Origin of the sequence: Peterkaempfera podocarpi (genome assembly GCF_042466665.1) — a bacterium.
GTDB classification, from domain to species: Bacteria; Actinomycetota; Actinomycetes; order Streptomycetales; family Streptomycetaceae; genus Peterkaempfera; species Peterkaempfera podocarpi.
Genome location: NZ_CP162102.1, coordinates 3,563,861 through 3,580,757, shown reverse-complemented (window position 1 = coordinate 3,580,757; position 16,897 = coordinate 3,563,861). Strand labels below are relative to the sequence as shown.

Sequence of the window (16,897 nt, the reverse complement as noted above, 5' to 3'; positions counted from 1 at the left end):
CCATGGAGCCATGTCTGCAACTGCACAGCGTCGCGTCCTGCTCGCCGCCCCCCGTGGCTACTGCGCCGGTGTCGACCGCGCCGTGATCGCGGTGGAGAAGGCCTTGGAGCAGTACGGGGCGCCGATCTACGTCCGCAAGCAGATCGTCCACAACAAGTACGTGGTGCAGACCCTGGAGAAGAAGGGTGCCATCTTCGTCGACGAGACGGAGGAGGTGCCCGAGGGCTCCATCGTGGTCTTCTCCGCACACGGTGTCGCGCCCTCCGTCCACGACGAGGCCCGGCAGGGGAGGCTCGCCACCATCGACGCCACCTGCCCCCTGGTGACCAAGGTCCACAAGGAGGCCGTGCGGTTCGCCGAGGAGGACTTCGACATCCTGCTCATCGGCCACGAGGGCCATGAGGAGGTCATCGGCACCATGGGCGAGGCCCCCGAGCGGATCCACCTGGTGGACGGGCCGGAGGACGTCGCCTCGGTGCAGGTCCGGGACGAGAGCAAGGTGGTCTGGCTCTCTCAGACCACCCTGTCGGTCGACGAGACCATGGCCGCCGTGGGGAGCCTCCAGCAGCGCTTCCCCGCCCTGGTCAGCCCGCCCAGCGACGACATCTGCTACGCCACCCAGAACCGCCAGGTGGTGGTGAAGCAGATCGCCCCCGAGACCGACCTGCTGATCGTGGTCGGCTCCCGCAACTCCTCCAACTCGGTGCGCCTGGTCGAGGTCGGCCTGGAGTACGGCGCCCGCGCCGCCCATCTGGTGGACTTCGCCGACGAGGTCGACGAGGCCTGGCTGGAGGGCGTCACCACCGTCGGGGTCACCAGCGGCGCCTCGGTGCCCGAGGTACTGGTGCAGGGCGTGCTGGAGTGGCTGGCCGCGCGTGGCTACGACGATGTGCAGACCGTCCGCTCGGTGGAGGAGCACCTCCAGTTCTCCCTCCCCAAGGAGCTCCGCCGCGACCTGCGCGCCGAGGCCGCGGGCAAGGTCGGCGACCAGGACTGATCGGCAGGATGGCGCCGCCCCGCTCCGGGTATCAGACCGGCAGCGGGGCGGCGCATTCCCGCCCGTGGTCGGAGAGAGGTTGCTTGTGGAGTCCTTCGGCGTGGACATCGGCGGCTCGGGGATCAAGGGCGCGCCCGTCGACCTGGTGCGGGGCGACCTCGCCCAGGAGCGGTACAAGGTGCTCACTCCGCATCCCGCAGTCCCGGCGGCGGTGGTGAACGCCGTCTGCGAGGTGGTCGAGCACTTCGGCCGTCAGGGCCCGGTGGGCATCACGTTCCCCGGGGTGGTGGTGGACGGCCACACCCGTACCGCCGCCAATGTGGACGAGGGCTGGGTAGGACTGGATGCCCTGGACCACTTCGAGCAGGCCCTCGGTCTGCCCGTGGCGCTGCTCAACGACGCCGACGCGGCCGGTGTCGCGGAGATGTCCTTCGGAGCCGGACGCGACCGGGGCGGGGTGGTGATCACCCTCACCTTCGGCACCGGGATCGGCAGCGCCCTCTTCGTGGACGGGGTGCTCGTCCCCAACACCGAGCTGGGCCATCTGGAGCTCAACGGCAAGGACGCGGAGCGGCATGCCTCCTCCGCGGCCCGTGAGCGGCACGAACTCAGCTGGGCCAAGTGGGCCGAGCGGGTCGACGAGTACCTGAGCCATGTGGAGATGCTGTTCTCCCCGCAGCTGGTGATCATCGGCGGCGGGGTGAGCCGCAAGCACGAGAAGTTCCTGCCGCTGCTGCAGCAGCGCCGCGCCGAGATCGTCCCGGCGCAGCTGCAGAACAACGCGGGCATCGTCGGCGCGGCCATGGCCGCCGCCAAGCTCGGCTGAGCGGGGCGGCGGCGGGTCGGCGACCGACCGGGCCCGCAGCCCGGTCGGTCGGCGGATGAGCCGGTCAGCGGATCAGCGGGTACGGGAGCGCCGCCTGGCCAGATGGCGGGCGGCCACGATGGCGGCGGCCAGCCCGGTCCCGGCGAAGAGCCATCCGGCGCGGGTCGCCAGCCCCCCGGCCAGGCCCATCACATGGCCGCCGATGCCCTGGCCCGAGGTCGGCCCGAACACCAGCAGCGCCAGCGCGAAGGCGATCGGCCCGGCGATCGGCGCCGCCGGCAGATCGGCGGGCCGCACCCGCACCGCCAGCTGGAAGCAGACGGCGATGTACACCACGCCGAACAGCACCCCCAGCCCGCCCAGCAGCAGATTGTCCGCCACCGCGCCCAGCAGGGTCGCCGCCAGCGCCACCACCCCGGTGCCCACCGCGGTGAGCCGCCGCTTGGGCGCGGCGCCGGTGCGCCCCGGCCCGCTGCCGTCCGGCTGCCGCCTGGCCCGGGGCAGTCGCAGCCGCCCCCGGCTTGCCGGCTCCGGCGGCCCGGCCGGGCCGGGGACGGGGGCGTTGCTGCCGCGGGGGCGGGGTGGCCTGTTGTGCGTACGTTGCTGCTCCACGGATCCAACGTACGGTCACATGAACGCCACGCTCTGTCACAGACACGCTGCGGAAACGCATGTCACCCGTGCGCTCGGCGTGGCGCACAGCCGGACCTGAACGGGGCGCCCGCCACGCCGACGGACGGCTCCCGCTGCCGCCCGAAGAGTGGCGGCCCGTGTCTGCGCGCCGACCCGTAGACTTGTGGATCGGTCCGGTGAGGGCCGCATCCCAGCCCCTCTTCTACGGGAAGTCGCCACGTGTCGCTCACGATCGGAATCGTCGGCCTGCCCAATGTCGGCAAGTCGACCCTGTTCAACGCCCTGACCAAGAACGACGTGCTCGCGGCCAACTACCCGTTCGCCACCATCGAGCCCAACGTCGGCGTGGTCGGCGTCCCGGACCCGCGGCTGGACAAGCTCGCCGAGGTGTTCGGCTCGCAGCGCAAGCTGCCCGCCACCGTGGACTTCGTGGACATCGCCGGCATTGTGCGGGGCGCCTCCGAGGGGCAGGGTCTGGGCAACAAGTTCCTGGCGAACATCCGCGAGTCGGATGCCATCTGCCAGGTCATCCGGGCCTTCAACGACCCGGATGTGGTGCATGTGGACGGCAAGGTCTCCCCGAAGGACGACATCGAGACCATCCACACCGAGCTGATCCTGGCCGACCTGCAGACCATCGAGAAGGCGCTGCCCCGGCTGCAGAAGGAGGCCCGGCTCAAGAAGGAGACCGCCGCCACCGTCGTCGCCGTCGAGCAGGCGCAGAAGGTGCTGGAGGCCGGCGACACCGTCTTCCACGCCGGCCTGGACCCCGAGCCGCTGCGGGAGCTGCACCTGCTCACCGCCAAGCCGTTCCTCTATGTCTTCAACGTCGACGAGGACGAGCTGGTCGACGAGGAGTTCAAGGACAGCCAGCGCGCCCTGGTCGCCCCGGCCGAGGCGATCTTCCTCAATGCCAAGATCGAGTCCGAGCTGATCGAGCTGGACGACGCCGAGGCGCTGGAGCTGCTGCAGTCCATGGGCCAGGAGGAGCCTGGCCTGGCGACCCTCGCCCACGTCGGCTTCCGCACCCTGGGCCTGCAGACCTACCTCACCGCCGGGCCCAAGGAGGCCCGCGCCTGGACGATCAGGAAGGGCGCCACCGCCCCCGAGGCGGCCGGCGTCATCCACACCGACTTCCAGAAGGGCTTCATCAAGGCCGAGATCGTCTCCTACGACGACCTGGTCGAGTGCGGCTCCATCCCCGAGGCCCGCGCCAAGGGCAAGGCCCGCATGGAGGGCAAGGACTATGTGATGCAGGACGGCGACGTGGTGGAGTTCCGCTTCAACGTGTGACTAAGCAGCCAGACATCGCCTGACCTGCACTGATGCAGGTCAGGCGGCGGCGCGGTCCGCAACGGTCCGCGGAGCGGGGCCGGGATTTCGGGTGACCGCCGTCAGGCCGGCTGTGCAGCTTGCGAGTTCGGCGGTGATGACGGCGGGCTTCTCAGCCTTCGTGCGGCACCTGAGGGCGGGACACAGGTACGACGGTGAGGAGATCTTCCAGCCCTTTGAAGTCTTCGGGATTGGTGGTGAAGAGCGGCAGATCTTCCGCGATGGCGATGGCGGCGATCATTAGGTCGGCCACCCGGCGGCGCGGCTTGCGACCGGAGGCGATCACGGCAGCGCAGATCCGCCCGTAGATGCGGGCCGCTTCAGCGTCGAAGGGGATCGGGTCGAACTCGTTTTCGGCGCGTTGGAGCACATCCATTCGGCGGCCGCGTTCGGCGTGCTCGTCGTAGTCGCCCTGCTCGTCGTTCCGGCGCACCTCGTGCGGCCCCGCGGACAGTTCTGCCAGGGTGATCGCGGTGATCGCCATCTCGTCCGGCAGTTCCTCGGGATTCACCCACCGGCGGAGAATCACGATGTTGGTGTCGAGCAGGCCCTGGGCGTGATTCGGGCGCTCAACGGTCATAGGGATCACCCAGGTATGGGTCGGCGGTGGCCTCCTGGTCGGCGCGGAACACGTCGAGGCTGAGGTCGGGCGCAGTGCGGGACATCGCGGCGAACTCCCTGCGTGAGACGAACCGCCTGCGGCGGCGGAGCGGGATGAGTTCGCCGATTCGGTGGCCGTCGCGGGTGACGGTGAACGACTGCCCACCCTGGACGGCGTCCATGATCTCTTTTGACTTGTTGCGCAGGTCCCGCTGCGTGATCTCGGGCTGTGCTGCCATATGGCACACGGTACTCCGGCATGCCACGGCGTGCCACCAGGTGCTACCCCCTGCGAGCAGATGCGTCAGAGCGTGGACCTTCGCCGGGCGGCAGTCCGCAGGCAGTCCGCAGGACACCCGCAAGCGCCGGGCGGGATCCAACGCATACCAACGATGAATTACCTGGTCACAGCCCTGAATGGGAATCCGCCGCAGGTCAGGGACGGCCGTCATTCGTTACGTCAGAACGGGTCGGGCTCTGTCGAGCCTGACCCCTTCGTCGTCCCCGTGCTGGATGGGTGCTGGATATTCTGACGTGTGGTCAGCGGTGGTCAGGTGTCGTAAACGGTGGACCGGTGCCCCACGTGAACGACCCAGACCACCAGTTCCCCGTTGTCGATCGTGTAGACGACGCGGTAGTCGCCAACCCGTAGGCGCCGGCGATCTGGCTGGGACACGAGTGCGGTGGTGTTGAAGCCGAGCGGATCGCTTTCCAGCTCGGTCAGCTTGGCCAGGATGCGCAGCGCCGTCTCGCGCGGGATCTTTCGAAGCTCGGCCTGCGCCTCGGGGCGGAAGACGGTTCGGTACTCACTCACTGCGCGCCAGCGTCTCCCTCATGATGTCCTCGATCGGGATGCCGGGTGCGGGGTTGGCCATGCGTTCGTCGATGATCCGGTTGATCTCGCGCTCTTCCCACTCCTGGTACTTCCGCAGCACCTCGATGGAGACGACCGCGGCGACTTCCTTACCTCGACGAGTGATCACGGTGGGCACGTCCTCGCGATCGGCGCGCTCCACGACCTCGGCGAGATGCGCGCGCACGTCTCGGATGGACTCGGTGGGCAGAGGCTGCGTCATGCGCTCAAGAGTACCGAGTGTCGCATGTGTACACAATGCGGTCGTGACGGGCGGCCTTCCCTCACCGCAGTCGCGCAGGCCGGACGTGCCGGACAGACCTGTACTGTGCCGGATCGGTGCTGGGCAAGGACCCCGGGAACCGTGTTTTAGCAGGTCGGGGCCTCTGCTGAACCTTCCGCTTCAACGCGTGAGCGGATGTACCGACACCGCACCGCCGATCCGGCATTCGCGCGGATCAGTAGGGGCCGGCCTCTCGGAGGCCGGCCCCTTGGCCGATGCCGTGCCCGGTCGGCCCTGGACCCCGCCGAGACGGGTGGCCACGGCGCGAGGGCGGCGCCGGATGCTCCTGCCGGGTGCGTCCGTCGGGTTAGGCCGGGGCGCCCGCCAGGATCTCCACCGTCCCGGTGTCGAGCGAGTAGTAGGCGCCGACGACCGCGAGGGCGCCCCTGCTCACCAGCGGGGCCAGGTCCTGGTTGGCCCGCAGGTCGGCCGCGGTCAGTTCGATCTGGGCGCGGGTCATGGTCTCGACCGGGTCGGCACCGCCCTCCTTGACCGCCTGCTCGTACGCCGGACGCAGAGCTCTGGCGATCGCCTCCAGGTTGCCGGGCAGCGGCCTGCCGTCGCGCAGTGAGGTGTACGACGCCTTGACGGCGCCGCAGCGCTGGTGGCCGAGGACCACGATGAGCGGGGTGCCGCTGGTCATGGGCCCGTACTCCACCGAGCCGGTGACCACCGGGCCGACCGCCTGGCCTCCTGTGCGCATCACATAGAGGTCGCCCAGCCCGGTGTCGAAGAGGAGCTCGGGCGGGACCCGGGAGTCGATGCAGGACAGGACCGCGCCGAACGGTTCCTGCTCCTGGGCCACGAACTGGCGCCGGGTCGGATCCCGGTCGGGATGCCGGAGGTCTCCGCTCACCCAGCGCCTGTTGCCCTCCATCAGCCGCGCCAGTGCCGTGGCGGGCGTGGTGGGCCGCGCCTCCGCGGAGACGTCGGACGCCGCCGACGAGGTGCCCGCCGCCGAGGGGACGCCGACCGCGGCCGGGGCGGTGCTGCGCGACGAGCATCCGGTGAGCGCCAGTGCGGCGGCGGCCAGCCCGCCGGAGAGCAGGGTTCTGCGGTCCGGATGTCCTGTACTGTCCATCGGTCGTCCTCCTGGTCCGTTGGGACATGTCCACACGTCCTGACCAGGGCGATTGTTCAGCGCATCGGAGCCGGTCCGGCGGCAGGCGCACGTGTGCGCGGGCTGATTGGCCACCGACGGCCCACAGCGGCGGGTCCGGCCGGGTCCACCGCACACCCGTGGGACGGCGGCCGGCCGGTCAGCTCCATTCCCAGCGGATCCCGATCAGGCCGGGCTGCTGGTCGAGGGAGACCAGATGGGCACTGCGGGAGGAGCCCAGCCACAGCTGACGGCGGTCGCTGTCGGTCTCGGCACCCGGGTCGCGCTCATAGCGGTAGCAGTGGGCCGGCGGGGCCTCCTCGGGGTTGAACTGCACCTGGAGCACATACTGGCGGACCGGAACGGCGAAGCGGCGTCCGTACTGGGTGGCCGGGGTGCGGGAGCGCAGCCGGACCTCGTACTCGAAGACGGCGGTGTCGCCGATGCCCAGCGGGGCGTCCAGCATGACCTCGGCGGCGACGATCCCCGCCTCGGGGCGGTGCCGGACCCGGCCCAGCCGGGCGTGGCGTACGGGGCCGATCCGCGGCAGGTCGTCGGTGTCCTCGTCGGCGCTGTGCACCACCAGGCAGCGGGAGACGCCGTTGGCGGTGGCCCGGACGACCTGGTTCATCCGCAGCACGCATTCGCTGCGGGCGATGTCCACCCTGAAGGTGTCATGGATGGCGAGCCGTTCCAGGTCGTCGCCCGGGGTGGCGCCCAGCTCCTCGAAGACATCGGCCAGCCAGTGCTGGCCGGGCCAGAGTTCGGCCACCCCCAGGCCCTCGGGGTGCTGCGGGGCCGGCGGAGTGGCCGCGGCCCAGCGGCCACGGGGGCGGGGCGGGCCGAGCAGTGCGGTGAGGGTGCCGGCCGGGAGGTCCAGGATGTCCTCCAGCAGCCGTACGGCGTGCATGGAGGAGGCCCGCTCGGGCTGGCTGCGGCCGCGCCGCCAGTAGCTGAGAGTGGTGACGCTGACCCTGACGCCGCGGGCCGCCAGGGTGTGCCGGATGCGGTCCAGGCTGAGGCCGCTGGCCTCGACGGCGGAGTGCAGCGTCTCGGCGAAGGTGCCGGTGGCGCGCGGGGGGACCGGCCGCAGCACGGCCGGGTCCTCGACCAGGCGCAGCGGCGGCCCGGCCGGTAGTTGCTGAGGGACCATCCGGACTCCTCCCCCGACGCGCTCGACGGGACGGACAGTACGCAAGATGGCCCTGCCGCGTCACCCCGTCAAGGGTATGAAAATGCTCACGACAAAGGGAGGTCTGGTGTCGGCCTGAACGGGAAGGCGGTGCGCGGCCCGGACGTGGTACCGCCGGGACAGGCCCTCTGAGTCAGGAGCCTGCCCCGGCGGGGTCATTGCTGGAGCGTCAGGAGACGTTCAGGGCAGCGTCGTCGAAGACGAAGCTGGTCTGCAGCGAGGAGTCCTCGGCGCCGGTGAACTTCAGCGTCACCGTCTGGCCGGCGAAGGACGACAGGTCGTAGCTCTTCTGGGCGTAGCCGGTGTTCTTGTTGAGGTTGGAGAAGCTCGCCAGGGTGGTGGAGCCGGCCTGGACGGTGAGCTTGTCGTAGGCGGTGCTGGTGGTGGTCTCACTGGTGTCGATGTGCAGCCAGAAGGTCAGCGTCGCCTTGCAGCCCGCGGGGATGGTCACCGACTGGGAGACGGTGTCGGTGTGGGTGGTGCCGTAGCCGTCCATCCAGGCCTTCCAGGACCCGGAGTGGGCGGCCTCGCCGGAGCTGTTGTCGACCACGCCGCTGCTGGCCGTCCACGGGGAGGCGGAGCCGGTCTCGAAGCCGCCGTTGCCGATCAGCTGGGCCGCGGTGCAACCGCCGCCACCGGTGCCGGAGACGGTCCAGGTGAAGGAGGCGGTGCCGAGGGCACCGGTGCCGTCCTTGACGGTGACGGTCACGGTGGAGGTGCCCGCCGCCGTCGGGGTGCCGGAGATCAGACCCGTCGAGGAGTTGATCGACAGACCGGCGGGCAGCCCGCTGGCGCTGTAGGTGAGGGTCTGGCCGGAGGCCGAGTCGGACGCCCCGATCTGCAGGCTGGCGGCGGTGCCCACGGTGCCGGACTGGCTGCCCGGGTTGGTGACGGTCACCGTGTTGCCGGTGCCGCCGGTGCCGCCGAGCAGGGCGTTGGCGAGCCCGTCACCGATCGGGGAGCCCCAGCCGGTCACCTGGTCGTAGCCGGTGGCGGTGGAGAAGTCCTGGTTGGAGCCGCTGGTGACGTCATGGAAGGCGGTGGAGTAGCTGGACCCCTTGGCGACCTGGTACAGCGCGGGGTTGGCCTCGCCCAGGTGGGCCTTGCCGGCCGCCGCGGCCTTCTGGTTGTACAGGGCGCTGAAGCCGGACCAGAGCGGGGCCGCCGCGCTGGTGCCGCCGTAGACCTGCCAGCCGCCGGCCGTGTAGACCGCGAAGCCGGTGTTGGGGTCGGCGTTGGAGGAGACGTCCGGCACGGTCCGCTTGGTGGCGGTACCGGTCTGCCAGGACGGCTTGGCGAACTGGGTGGAGACACCGCCGCCGCTGCTGCTCCAGGCCCGCTCGGAGCTGTAGACCCCGCCGGAGAGGGTGAGGTTGGTGCCGCCGACACCGGTGTTGTACGGGCTGGACGCGGGGAAGTCCACGGCCTTCACACCGGATCCGCTGGTGGAGCGGGTGCAGTCGCGTGAGCCGTCGTCACCGGAGGCGCTGTAGATGGAGATGCCCTGCGCGGCCGCCTGCATGAAGGAGTTGTTGACCGCAGACATCGAGGACGGGGTGGTGTCGGGCTCGCAGGAGCCCCACGAGATGGAGACCACCTGGGCCCGGTTGTCCGACACGATCTTGGCGGCCATGTCGATCTCGCCCTGGTCGCTGTTGGGCGCCTCGTACACCAGCTGGGTGGCCTTGGGGGCGACACCGCGGACGATCTCGCTGTCCAGCTCGACCTCGCCCTGGCCGTCGCCGGGACTGGAGTCGTAGTTGGCGCCGTCCACCGAGACGGTGGTGGCGGCCGGGCCGGAGAGGCCGTACTGGGTGTTGTAGGTGCTGAGGTTGGCCGACTTGTAGCCGTCGAACTCCCACAGCGCCACGGTCTGACCGGTGCCGTCCGTGCCGAGCTGGTTGAAGCGGTAGGCCGCGTCGTACTGGGTCGGGCCGTAGCCGCTGGGCGTGGCGTGCGGTGCGGCGGTGGCCTGGCGGACGGTGTGGTCGTCCAGGCCGGAGACGCCCTGGACCACCTGGGCGAGGTCGCTGGGCACGCTGGCCGGCCGGTCGTTGGCGAAGAAGTGCCGGTTGCCCGCGGCGGGGTCCACATAGGTGCGCTCACGGGTGCCGAAGGCGCCCTCCACCTTGGTGGCGGGCCCGGTGGCGTCCACGACCTGGCGGTTGGCGCTGACCCCGGTGACGGTCAGGCCCTGGCTGCGCAGATAGCTGCGGACCTGCTCCACATCGGAGGCACTGGGCGCGAAGCTCGCGGCGAACTGGGCCGGGGTCAGATAGTGCCCGTACTCCACCGAACCGGGGGTGCTGACAGCGGTGATGAAGCGGTCGAGTTCAGCGGTGTTGCGGAGCTTCAGGCTGACCGCGACCGATATCTGCTGGGTGTCGGCGACCTCGCCCTTGGCCTGGGAACGGGCCACGGCGGGCGAGAGGGTCTGCGGCAGCGAGGTGCGGGACGCGGACGCGGACGGCGAGGCCGAGGCGTACGCGGGGGTCGTGCCCAGTGCCGCGATGCTGAGGGGCAGCAGCGCGGCCGCCGCGGCGGCGGCGAGGTGGCGGGACTTCACGAGGGCTCCTCCTGATGCCGGCGCGCGGTGCCGGCCAAAGGCTCTGCGCTTCGGGACGGAAACGCAGTGCTGAACCTCGCAGAAATTCCAGGCGTTGCGGCTAATGCCGCAGCAATTTGTTGTCAAAGAACAGTCAAGTCTTCATTTTCAATTTATGAACTGAATGCCTGTCGGATATACAGTGAATGGATTTCCGATACGGCCGGACGGCGCGGCCGCCGGGCCGGGTGTGCTGCTCCCCGGCCCGGCGGCCACCGGTCACGACAGGGTGGCGAGGTGGTTCTTCAGGCCCTGGCCGTAGGCGGTCGGGGTGCCGTCGTAGCCGGTGATCAGCGACGGGCCGGAGGAGCAGTCCCAGTTGTTCCAGGTCCAGCCGAGGTAGGACACCTTGTGCTGGTCGAGCCAGTTCATCAGGGTGTCGACATAGCCATGGGCGCAGTCGTTCTCGCCGATCTCACCCGCGACGACCGGCACCTTGGCGGCCACCGGGGCGATCTGGCTGTCCCAGCAGGAGCTGCTGCTGCAGGTGTTGAAGTTGTACGAGTGCCAGGAGGCGGCGAGGTTGTTCAGCGGGTCGGACGGCTTGTAGGTCAGCCAGGAGGTCAGGTCGTTGGAGTACGCCAGCCCGCCCAGCATGATCACGTTGTCCGCGCCGGTGCCGCGCACCGCGTTCACCATGGACTGCATGCCGGCCACCGAGTAGCTGAGGCCGGGGCAGGCGCTGCCGCCGTCCCGCCAGCAGGTCCAGGCCTGGGTGGACCCGGACACCGCACGGTCCACATAGGGCTCGTTGAAGAGGTCGAAGACGGTGGAGCGGTCGCCCTTGAAGGTCTGCGCCACGGACGTCCAGAAGCTGATGGCGTTGTCGGCGTCCGGCATCGGCTTCTGGCAGGTGGCGTTGACGTCGGTGCAGGCGGAGGAGTTGCCCGAGTAGACGCCGTGCGACCAGTGCATCTCCACGATGGCGGCGATGCCATTCTGGTGCAGCAGGTCGACGTAGTTCTTCACCGCGGTGCGGTAGGTGGTGCCGCTGTAGGCGGCGTCCACGTCGGAGAGGGCGTTCCAGCAGTCCTCGTTGAGCGGGACGCGCACCACATTGACGTGCCAGCTCTTGATCGCCGCGACGGAGGCGGCGTCGTTGGGCCCGTCGAAGAGCCCGCGGCCCTGGACGCACATGAACTCGGTGCCGGAGCGGTTGACGCCGTGCAGGGTGATCGCCTTGCCGGAGGCGTCCACCAGGGTGTTGCCGGAGACCTGCACCTGCGGGGCACCGGTGGTCGGCGGGGTCGTCGGCGGGGTCGTCGGCGGGGTGGTGGGCGGCGTGGTGGGCGGGGTGGTGGGCGGCGTGGTCGGGGGTGTGGTGGCGCCGTTGCAGCCGACGCCGTTGACGCTGAAGGAGGTGGGGGTGGCATTGCTGCCGCTGTAGGAGAAGTTGGCCCCGGCGCTGGCGGAGCCGCCCGCGGCGAGTGTGCCGTTGTAGGAGAGGCTCTTGACTGTGACAACGTTGTCCGACTGCGACCAGGTGCCGTTCCACCCCTGCTGGAGCTTCTGGTTGCCGCTGTAGGAGTAGGTCAGGGTCCAGCCGTTCACCGCTGCGGTACCGGTGTTGGTCACGGTGACATTGGCGGTGAAGCCGCTGCCCCAGTCGTTGGTCGAGTAGGTGACGCCGCAGGCGAAGTCGGCCGCCGCCGCGCCGCCGGCCCACGGCCCGATGGCAGGGAGTACGGCGCCCGCCGTGGCTGTCGCCAGGGCGGCGATGATGGTTCTGGTGCGCGCTCGCATGAGAGCTGCTCCTCTGGGTGGTGAGGTGCACAGGGATGTGGGTGCGCTCCCACTGGTCCGGCAGCAAGGTAGCCCGTGGTCGCCTGTTCATGACAGCCCTGGAGCGTTGAATGTTTCGGCAAAAAATCCGTCGTACACAGGCTTGTGGCACACCTCTTGACGGTCCGTCGGAGGTCCGGCAGGCTTTGGGAGCGCTCCCATTGGTCTCTGGTTATCGATCGCCCATCAAGACCCCGACTACGCTCGCCCCATGCGGATCTCTGTCTCCTCCGACATGGACGAGGGCATCGCCCCCGAACTGGTCGCCGAGCTCCGTCGGCGAGGCCACTCGGTCATCCCGCACGGTGCGCTGCACCCCGAGGAGAAGTCCGGCTGGGCGTACGGCGCCGAGGCCGCGGCCCGGGATGTCGCCGAGGGCCGCGCCGACCAGGCCGTGGTCTGCTGCTGGACCGGCACCGGGGCCTCCATCGCCGCCAACAAGGTCCCCGGCGTGCGGGCCGCCCTCTGCGCCGACGCGTACACCGCCGCCCGCGCCCGTCGCCGGAACGACGCCAATGTGCTGGCGCTGGGCCTGCGGCTCACCTCGACCCCGTTGCTCGGCGAGATCCTGGACGCCTGGTTCGACGGCCGGCCGAGCGAGGAGCCCGAGGACCGGGAGAACATCGGCCATGTCGACCGCATCGGAGGCACCCCCGTGGACCCCCGGCCCGCCGCCCGCTGGCTGGTCATGCGGCAGGACGACAACGGCAACCGCTTCCTGGTGTCCCGTTGCGCGGACCGGGCCGAGGCACAGGCGCTCGCCGACGTCTTCGAGGCCCGCGGGCACAAGCAGCTCTACTGGGTCGCCGAGGAGCAGTCCTAGGAGTCGCCGCGCTCCCGCCTGGTGGTCCTTCGGAAGATCGTGGTGCGGGTAGGGTCCCGCGTGACCGGATTCCCGCACACGAGGGGGCAGAGCGATGTCGGTCCTGATCGACACGGTGGCATGGGTGCGGGTGGAGCACGGCAGGATCCTCTGCGCCCGCTCCCGGGGGAAGGACCTCTTCTACATCCCCGGCGGGAAGCGGGAGGGTGCGGAGAGCGATCTGCAGACTCTGCTGCGTGAGGTCGAGGAGGAGCTGGCGGTGGCCCTGCTGCCGGAGACCGTCTCCCATGTCGGCACCTATGAGGCCCAGGCCCACGGCCATTCCGACGGCGTGGTGGTGCGGATGAGCTGCTATGCCGGCGACTACCGGGGCACGCCGGCCGCCAGCAGCGAGATCGAGGAGATCGCCTGGCTGGGCTATGCCGACCGGGACCGGGTCCCCCCGGTCGACCAGCTGCTCTTCGACGACCTCAGGGCAGCGGGCGAACTGGACTGAGCCGCACCCCGGATGTGCGTCCTGCCTCCGGAGCAGAACCCGTCTCTGACGGTTGATCAGTTGCTGCTCGCCGTACCGGCACACGGCAGGCTCCCGTCGGTGCGGCGCGCCGACCGGGCGCTGCGGAGCGCCTGCGGATCCTGCCCGAGGCCGAGGGGCCGGGCGGGCACGCGGTGCCGGTGCCGGTGCCGGCCGAGACCGCCGCAGGCCGCACTGGTCGGCCGGAGCCGTCGTCGTGCCCGGCCGGGAGGGCCTGATCGCTGCGGGGCGGTGGAGCACCACTGTGACGGGTGGCGAAAGATGACCCGTACGCCTGGGTAGGCCGGGTTTGAGGCGGGTATGTCACTATCTGGCCGCAGCATGCAGGGGGTCTGCGGCCGCGGGATCCGATCCGTATGGCCCCGAACAGCAGCTTGGCGTCGGGGCGGTGCCTCAGTGAGCCGGAGGGCCCTTCGGTGTCGAGCGCGGACAACGGTTGGGGCGAGCGGTCGGGCGGCCGCCCGTACCGGCGGGGCGGCGCCTCGGCGCGGGCCCTGCTGCGTCGCGCCCGTGCCGCCCGCGGTGGTCCCGCCGCGACCCGCCGTCTTCCCGCTCCGGCCGAGGCCGCCGGTGTCCGGCGGGAGTCGCCGCCCGGGCCCGGTGTGCGCAGCCGCACCCCGGCGCGGTTCCCCGGCGCGGTCACGCCCTCCGGCACCGACGGCGCCCAGACGGCCGGCGGGCTCCTCGACGTGGTCCAGATCGCCGTCGCGCTGCTGGACACGGCCGGCCGGGTGGTGCTGTGGAGCCCCGCCGCCGAACGGCTGCTGGGCTGGCCCAGCGACCATCTGGTGGGCCGCCGCCTGGAGGAGGTGATGGTCGCCCCCGACCGGGCCCACCGTGCCCGCCAGGCGTACGACCACGCCATCCGCACCGGCAGCTGGCGCGGCCGGACCACGGCCAGCGACCGGGACGGCAATGAGATCACGGTGGACCTGCGGATCTCGCTGCTGGTCGACGGCGACGGGGTGCCCTTTCTCCAGCTGGCCTTCTCCGAGGCGGCCGCCCTGGAGGCGGTGGAACGGGACCTGGCGACCCGCGACGCCCTCTTCGAGCAGGCGGCGCTGGGCATCGCGGTGCTGGACACCCAGCTGCGCTATGTCGGCGTCAACGCCATGCTGGCCGGGATGAACGGGGTGCCGCCCGAGGAGCACATCGGGCGCACCACCGGTGAGGTGCTGCCCGAGCGCGCGGCCGACGAGGTGTCCGCGATCCAGCGCGAGGTGCTGGCCACCGGCGAGCCCATCGTCGATGTCACGGTCGCCTCGCCCAGCGCCCGCCGGCCCGGCTACCGCTCGATCTCCTACAGCCGGCTGACCGACCGCTCGGGCAAGGTGCTGGGCATCGCCGGCATGGTCATGGATGTCACCGACCGCTATCGGGCGGTGGCCAAGGTGGAGCACGCCCGGCGGCGGCTCGCCCTGCTCAACGAGTTCGGCTCCCGGGTCGGCGACCTGCTGGACGCCTCCCGGATCGCCCAGGAACTGGCGGCGGCCGTGGTGCCCCGGCTGGCCGACTACTCCGGGGTGATCCTGCTCCAGGCGGTGGCCTCCGGCGACGACCTGCCCCGCCACCAGCACAGCCGCAACACCGCGCTGGTGCAGCTGGGCGTCGCCTCGGTGGAGGAGGGTCCGCAGGTACGGGCGATGCTGCGGCGGGGATCACCGGTGGAGTTCACCGACGACTCGGTCTTCGGGGAGGCGCTGCGCACCGGTGTGCCCCGGATGCTCTGCAGTCCGGCGGAGCTGGAGAACAGCACCTATCCCGGCGACCCGCGGGTCCAGGTCGCCCTGGACCTCGGCATCCACTGCATGCTGGTGGTGCCGCTGCGGGCCCGCGGCATCGTCATCGGCCTGCTGGTGGTCAGCCGCGCCGGCCGCCGGGAGGCCTTCGACCGCGACGATCTGGCCTTCGCGGTCGAGCTGGCGGACCGGGCGGGCAGCTCGCTGGACAACGCTCGGCTGTACGCCCGCGAGCGGGCCGCGGCCGTCACCCTTCAGCGCACCCTGCTGCCGCAGCAGGTGCCCCAGCCGCCCGGGGTGGAGGTCGCCTACCGCTATGTCCCCGGCAGCAGCGGCGCCGAGGTCGGCGGCGACTGGTTCGATGTGATCCCGCTGCCCGGCGCCCGCACCGCCCTGGTGGTCGGCGATGTGATGGGACACGGTCTGCGGGCCGCCGCCACCATGGGGCGGCTGCGCACCGCCGTACGGACCCTGGCCGGCCTCGACCTGCCGCCGGCGGTGCTGCTCGACCATGTCCACCAGCTCGCCGACGACCTGGTGCAGGGACCGGACGAGGCGCTCATCGCCACCTGCGTCTATGCCGTGTACGACCCGGCGACCCGGCGCTGTGTGCTGGCCAAGGCGGGCCATATCCCCCCGCTGCTGGTGGTGCCGGCCGAGGGGGCCGTGGTGACCGTCCCCGGGGCGGGTCCGCTGCCGGGCGGCAGCACCCGGGTGCTGGATCTGCCCTCGGGTGCGCCGCTGGGAGTCGGCGGGGTGCCCTTCGAGTCCGTGGAGCTGGAAATTCCCGAGGGCAGTCTGTTGGCGCTCTGCACCGACGGCCTGGTGGAGTCGCGCGACCGGGATCTGGACGAGGGGCTCGCCCGGTTGCAGGATGTGCTGGAGAAGCCGCACGCCTCCATCCAGGAGGCCTGCGAGGCGGTGCTGGGCATCGTCGACCAGGGCCGTGAGCCGGACGATGTGGCGCTGCTGCTCGCCCGGCTGGGCCGCAGTCCCTCGCAGCTGACCGCCGGCTGGACGCTGCCCGGGGAACCGAGCGCGGCCGCCCGGGCCCGCCGGCTGACCCGGGCCACCCTGAAGGACTGGGAGCTGGAGGAACTGGCGGACACCGCCGAGCTGTTGACCAGCGAGCTGGTGACCAATGCGGTGCGGTACGCCACCGCGCCGATCGGACTGCGGCTGATGGTGTGTGAGAGGACGCTGCTGCTGGAGGTCTCCGACCCGCTGCCGCAGCCGCCGGTGGAACGGCGGGCCGCCGGAACGGACGAGGGCGGGCGCGGACTTGAGCTGGTCCGGCGGCTGGCGCTGCGCTGGGGGACCCGTTCGGAGGGGCCCGGCAAGGTCGTGTGGCTGGAACTGCCCCTTCCGGTCCGCCGGGTGTGAGCCGCACGCAAGAGTGGTAGGGGCCCACTGGGGGCCGGTGAGCCGAACGGCTGCGGAATGCGTACTCCGGGCCGTGAGGACGGCCAGGACGGGGGAGTGTTGGCAGGTGGCAGCGGTGGGCGAGGGGCGTGGGCAAAATCCCTCGCCCGATTTGATGTTGTGACATCGAGGGCATGGGCGACACGGCCGCGATGATGAATACTCGTGGTGCCGGC

Annotated in this window: 14 protein-coding genes and 1 pseudogene; 6 read left to right on the top strand and 9 right to left on the bottom strand. The window is 71.0% G+C overall.

Annotated features, from left to right (window positions below; genetic code table 11):
* Positions 1-10: 10 nt before the first annotated feature.
* Together AB0761_RS15570 and ppgK are read left to right on the top strand one after the other, a co-directional pair.
* The gene (locus AB0761_RS15570) at positions 11-997 is read left to right on the top strand and encodes a 4-hydroxy-3-methylbut-2-enyl diphosphate reductase (RefSeq protein ID WP_377269607.1); all 987 of its coding nucleotides are present in this window, start codon (positions 11-13) and stop codon (positions 995-997) included.
* Positions 998-1,082: 85 nt separating this feature from the next.
* Positions 1,083-1,823: a polyphosphate--glucose phosphotransferase gene (ppgK, locus tag AB0761_RS15565; protein WP_377274128.1), complete on the top strand. Its 741-nt coding sequence runs from the start codon at positions 1,083-1,085 to the stop codon at positions 1,821-1,823.
* A gap of 72 nt (positions 1,824-1,895) precedes the next feature.
* On the opposite strand, the gene AB0761_RS15560 is transcribed toward ppgK, so the two are convergent.
* Complete coding sequence (locus AB0761_RS15560) at positions 1,896-2,435, bottom strand: DUF6542 domain-containing protein (RefSeq protein WP_377269606.1); 540 nt, start codon at positions 2,433-2,435, stop codon at positions 1,896-1,898.
* Positions 2,436-2,675: 240 nt separating this feature from the next.
* Here AB0761_RS15560 and ychF point away from each other — a divergent pair, with 240 nt between their 5' ends.
* The gene (ychF, locus tag AB0761_RS15555; protein WP_377269605.1) at positions 2,676-3,749 is read left to right on the top strand and encodes a redox-regulated ATPase YchF; all 1,074 of its coding nucleotides are present in this window, start codon (positions 2,676-2,678) and stop codon (positions 3,747-3,749) included.
* A 151-nt stretch (positions 3,750-3,900) separates the two neighbouring features.
* Here ychF and AB0761_RS15550 read toward each other — a convergent pair whose 3' ends face one another.
* The 8 genes from AB0761_RS15550 to AB0761_RS15515 all read right to left on the bottom strand — a co-directional run bounded on the left by AB0761_RS15550 (position 3,901) and on the right by AB0761_RS15515 (position 12,163).
* A complete protein-coding gene (locus tag AB0761_RS15550) occupies positions 3,901-4,368 on the bottom strand; it encodes a type II toxin-antitoxin system VapC family toxin (protein ID WP_377269604.1) in 468 nt (155 codons plus the stop codon).
* Positions 4,358-4,627 (bottom strand): type II toxin-antitoxin system Phd/YefM family antitoxin, encoded by a 270-nt coding sequence (locus tag AB0761_RS15545; protein WP_377269602.1) that lies wholly within the window; start codon positions 4,625-4,627, stop codon positions 4,358-4,360. The genes AB0761_RS15550 and AB0761_RS15545 overlap by 11 nt, the downstream gene beginning before the upstream one ends.
* 311 nt (positions 4,628-4,938) lie before the next feature.
* Positions 4,939-5,202: a type II toxin-antitoxin system RelE/ParE family toxin gene (locus tag AB0761_RS15540; protein WP_319175132.1), complete on the bottom strand. Its 264-nt coding sequence runs from the start codon at positions 5,200-5,202 to the stop codon at positions 4,939-4,941.
* Complete coding sequence (locus tag AB0761_RS15535) at positions 5,195-5,464, bottom strand: type II toxin-antitoxin system Phd/YefM family antitoxin (protein ID WP_377269600.1); 270 nt, start codon at positions 5,462-5,464, stop codon at positions 5,195-5,197. Before AB0761_RS15535 ends, AB0761_RS15540 begins: the two co-directional genes overlap by 8 nt.
* A 367-nt stretch (positions 5,465-5,831) precedes the next feature.
* Entirely contained in the window at positions 5,832-6,605 is a 774-nt protein-coding gene (locus AB0761_RS15530; RefSeq protein ID WP_377269598.1) for a carbonic anhydrase, read from the bottom strand.
* Positions 6,606-6,783: 178 nt separating this feature from the next.
* Entirely contained in the window at positions 6,784-7,776 is a 993-nt protein-coding gene (locus AB0761_RS15525) for a hypothetical protein (RefSeq protein ID WP_377269597.1), read from the bottom strand.
* 208 nt (positions 7,777-7,984) lie between these two features.
* A complete protein-coding gene (locus tag AB0761_RS15520) occupies positions 7,985-10,381 on the bottom strand; it encodes a protease pro-enzyme activation domain-containing protein (RefSeq protein ID WP_377269596.1) in 2,397 nt (798 codons plus the stop codon).
* Between the two features lie 258 nt (positions 10,382-10,639).
* Positions 10,640-12,163 carry a cellulase family glycosylhydrolase gene (locus tag AB0761_RS15515; RefSeq protein WP_377269595.1) on the bottom strand — a complete coding sequence of 508 codons (1,524 nt, stop codon included), beginning with the start codon at positions 12,161-12,163 and terminating at the stop codon, positions 10,640-10,642.
* A gap of 250 nt (positions 12,164-12,413) precedes the next feature.
* On the opposite strand from AB0761_RS15515, the pseudogene AB0761_RS15510 reads away from it, so the two are divergent.
* From AB0761_RS15510 to AB0761_RS15500, 3 genes and pseudogenes are all read left to right on the top strand, one after another.
* Positions 12,414-12,845: pseudogene (locus AB0761_RS15510) on the top strand (RpiB/LacA/LacB family sugar-phosphate isomerase); the annotation flags it as partial.
* A 274-nt stretch (positions 12,846-13,119) separates the two neighbouring features.
* Positions 13,120-13,521, top strand: coding sequence for an NUDIX domain-containing protein (locus AB0761_RS15505; RefSeq protein ID WP_377269594.1), 402 nt, complete (start codon positions 13,120-13,122; stop codon positions 13,519-13,521).
* A 455-nt stretch (positions 13,522-13,976) separates the two neighbouring features.
* Positions 13,977-16,682, top strand: a complete 2,706-nt coding sequence (locus AB0761_RS15500; RefSeq protein ID WP_377269592.1) for a SpoIIE family protein phosphatase — start codon at positions 13,977-13,979, stop codon at positions 16,680-16,682.
* Positions 16,683-16,897 lie beyond the last annotated feature (215 nt).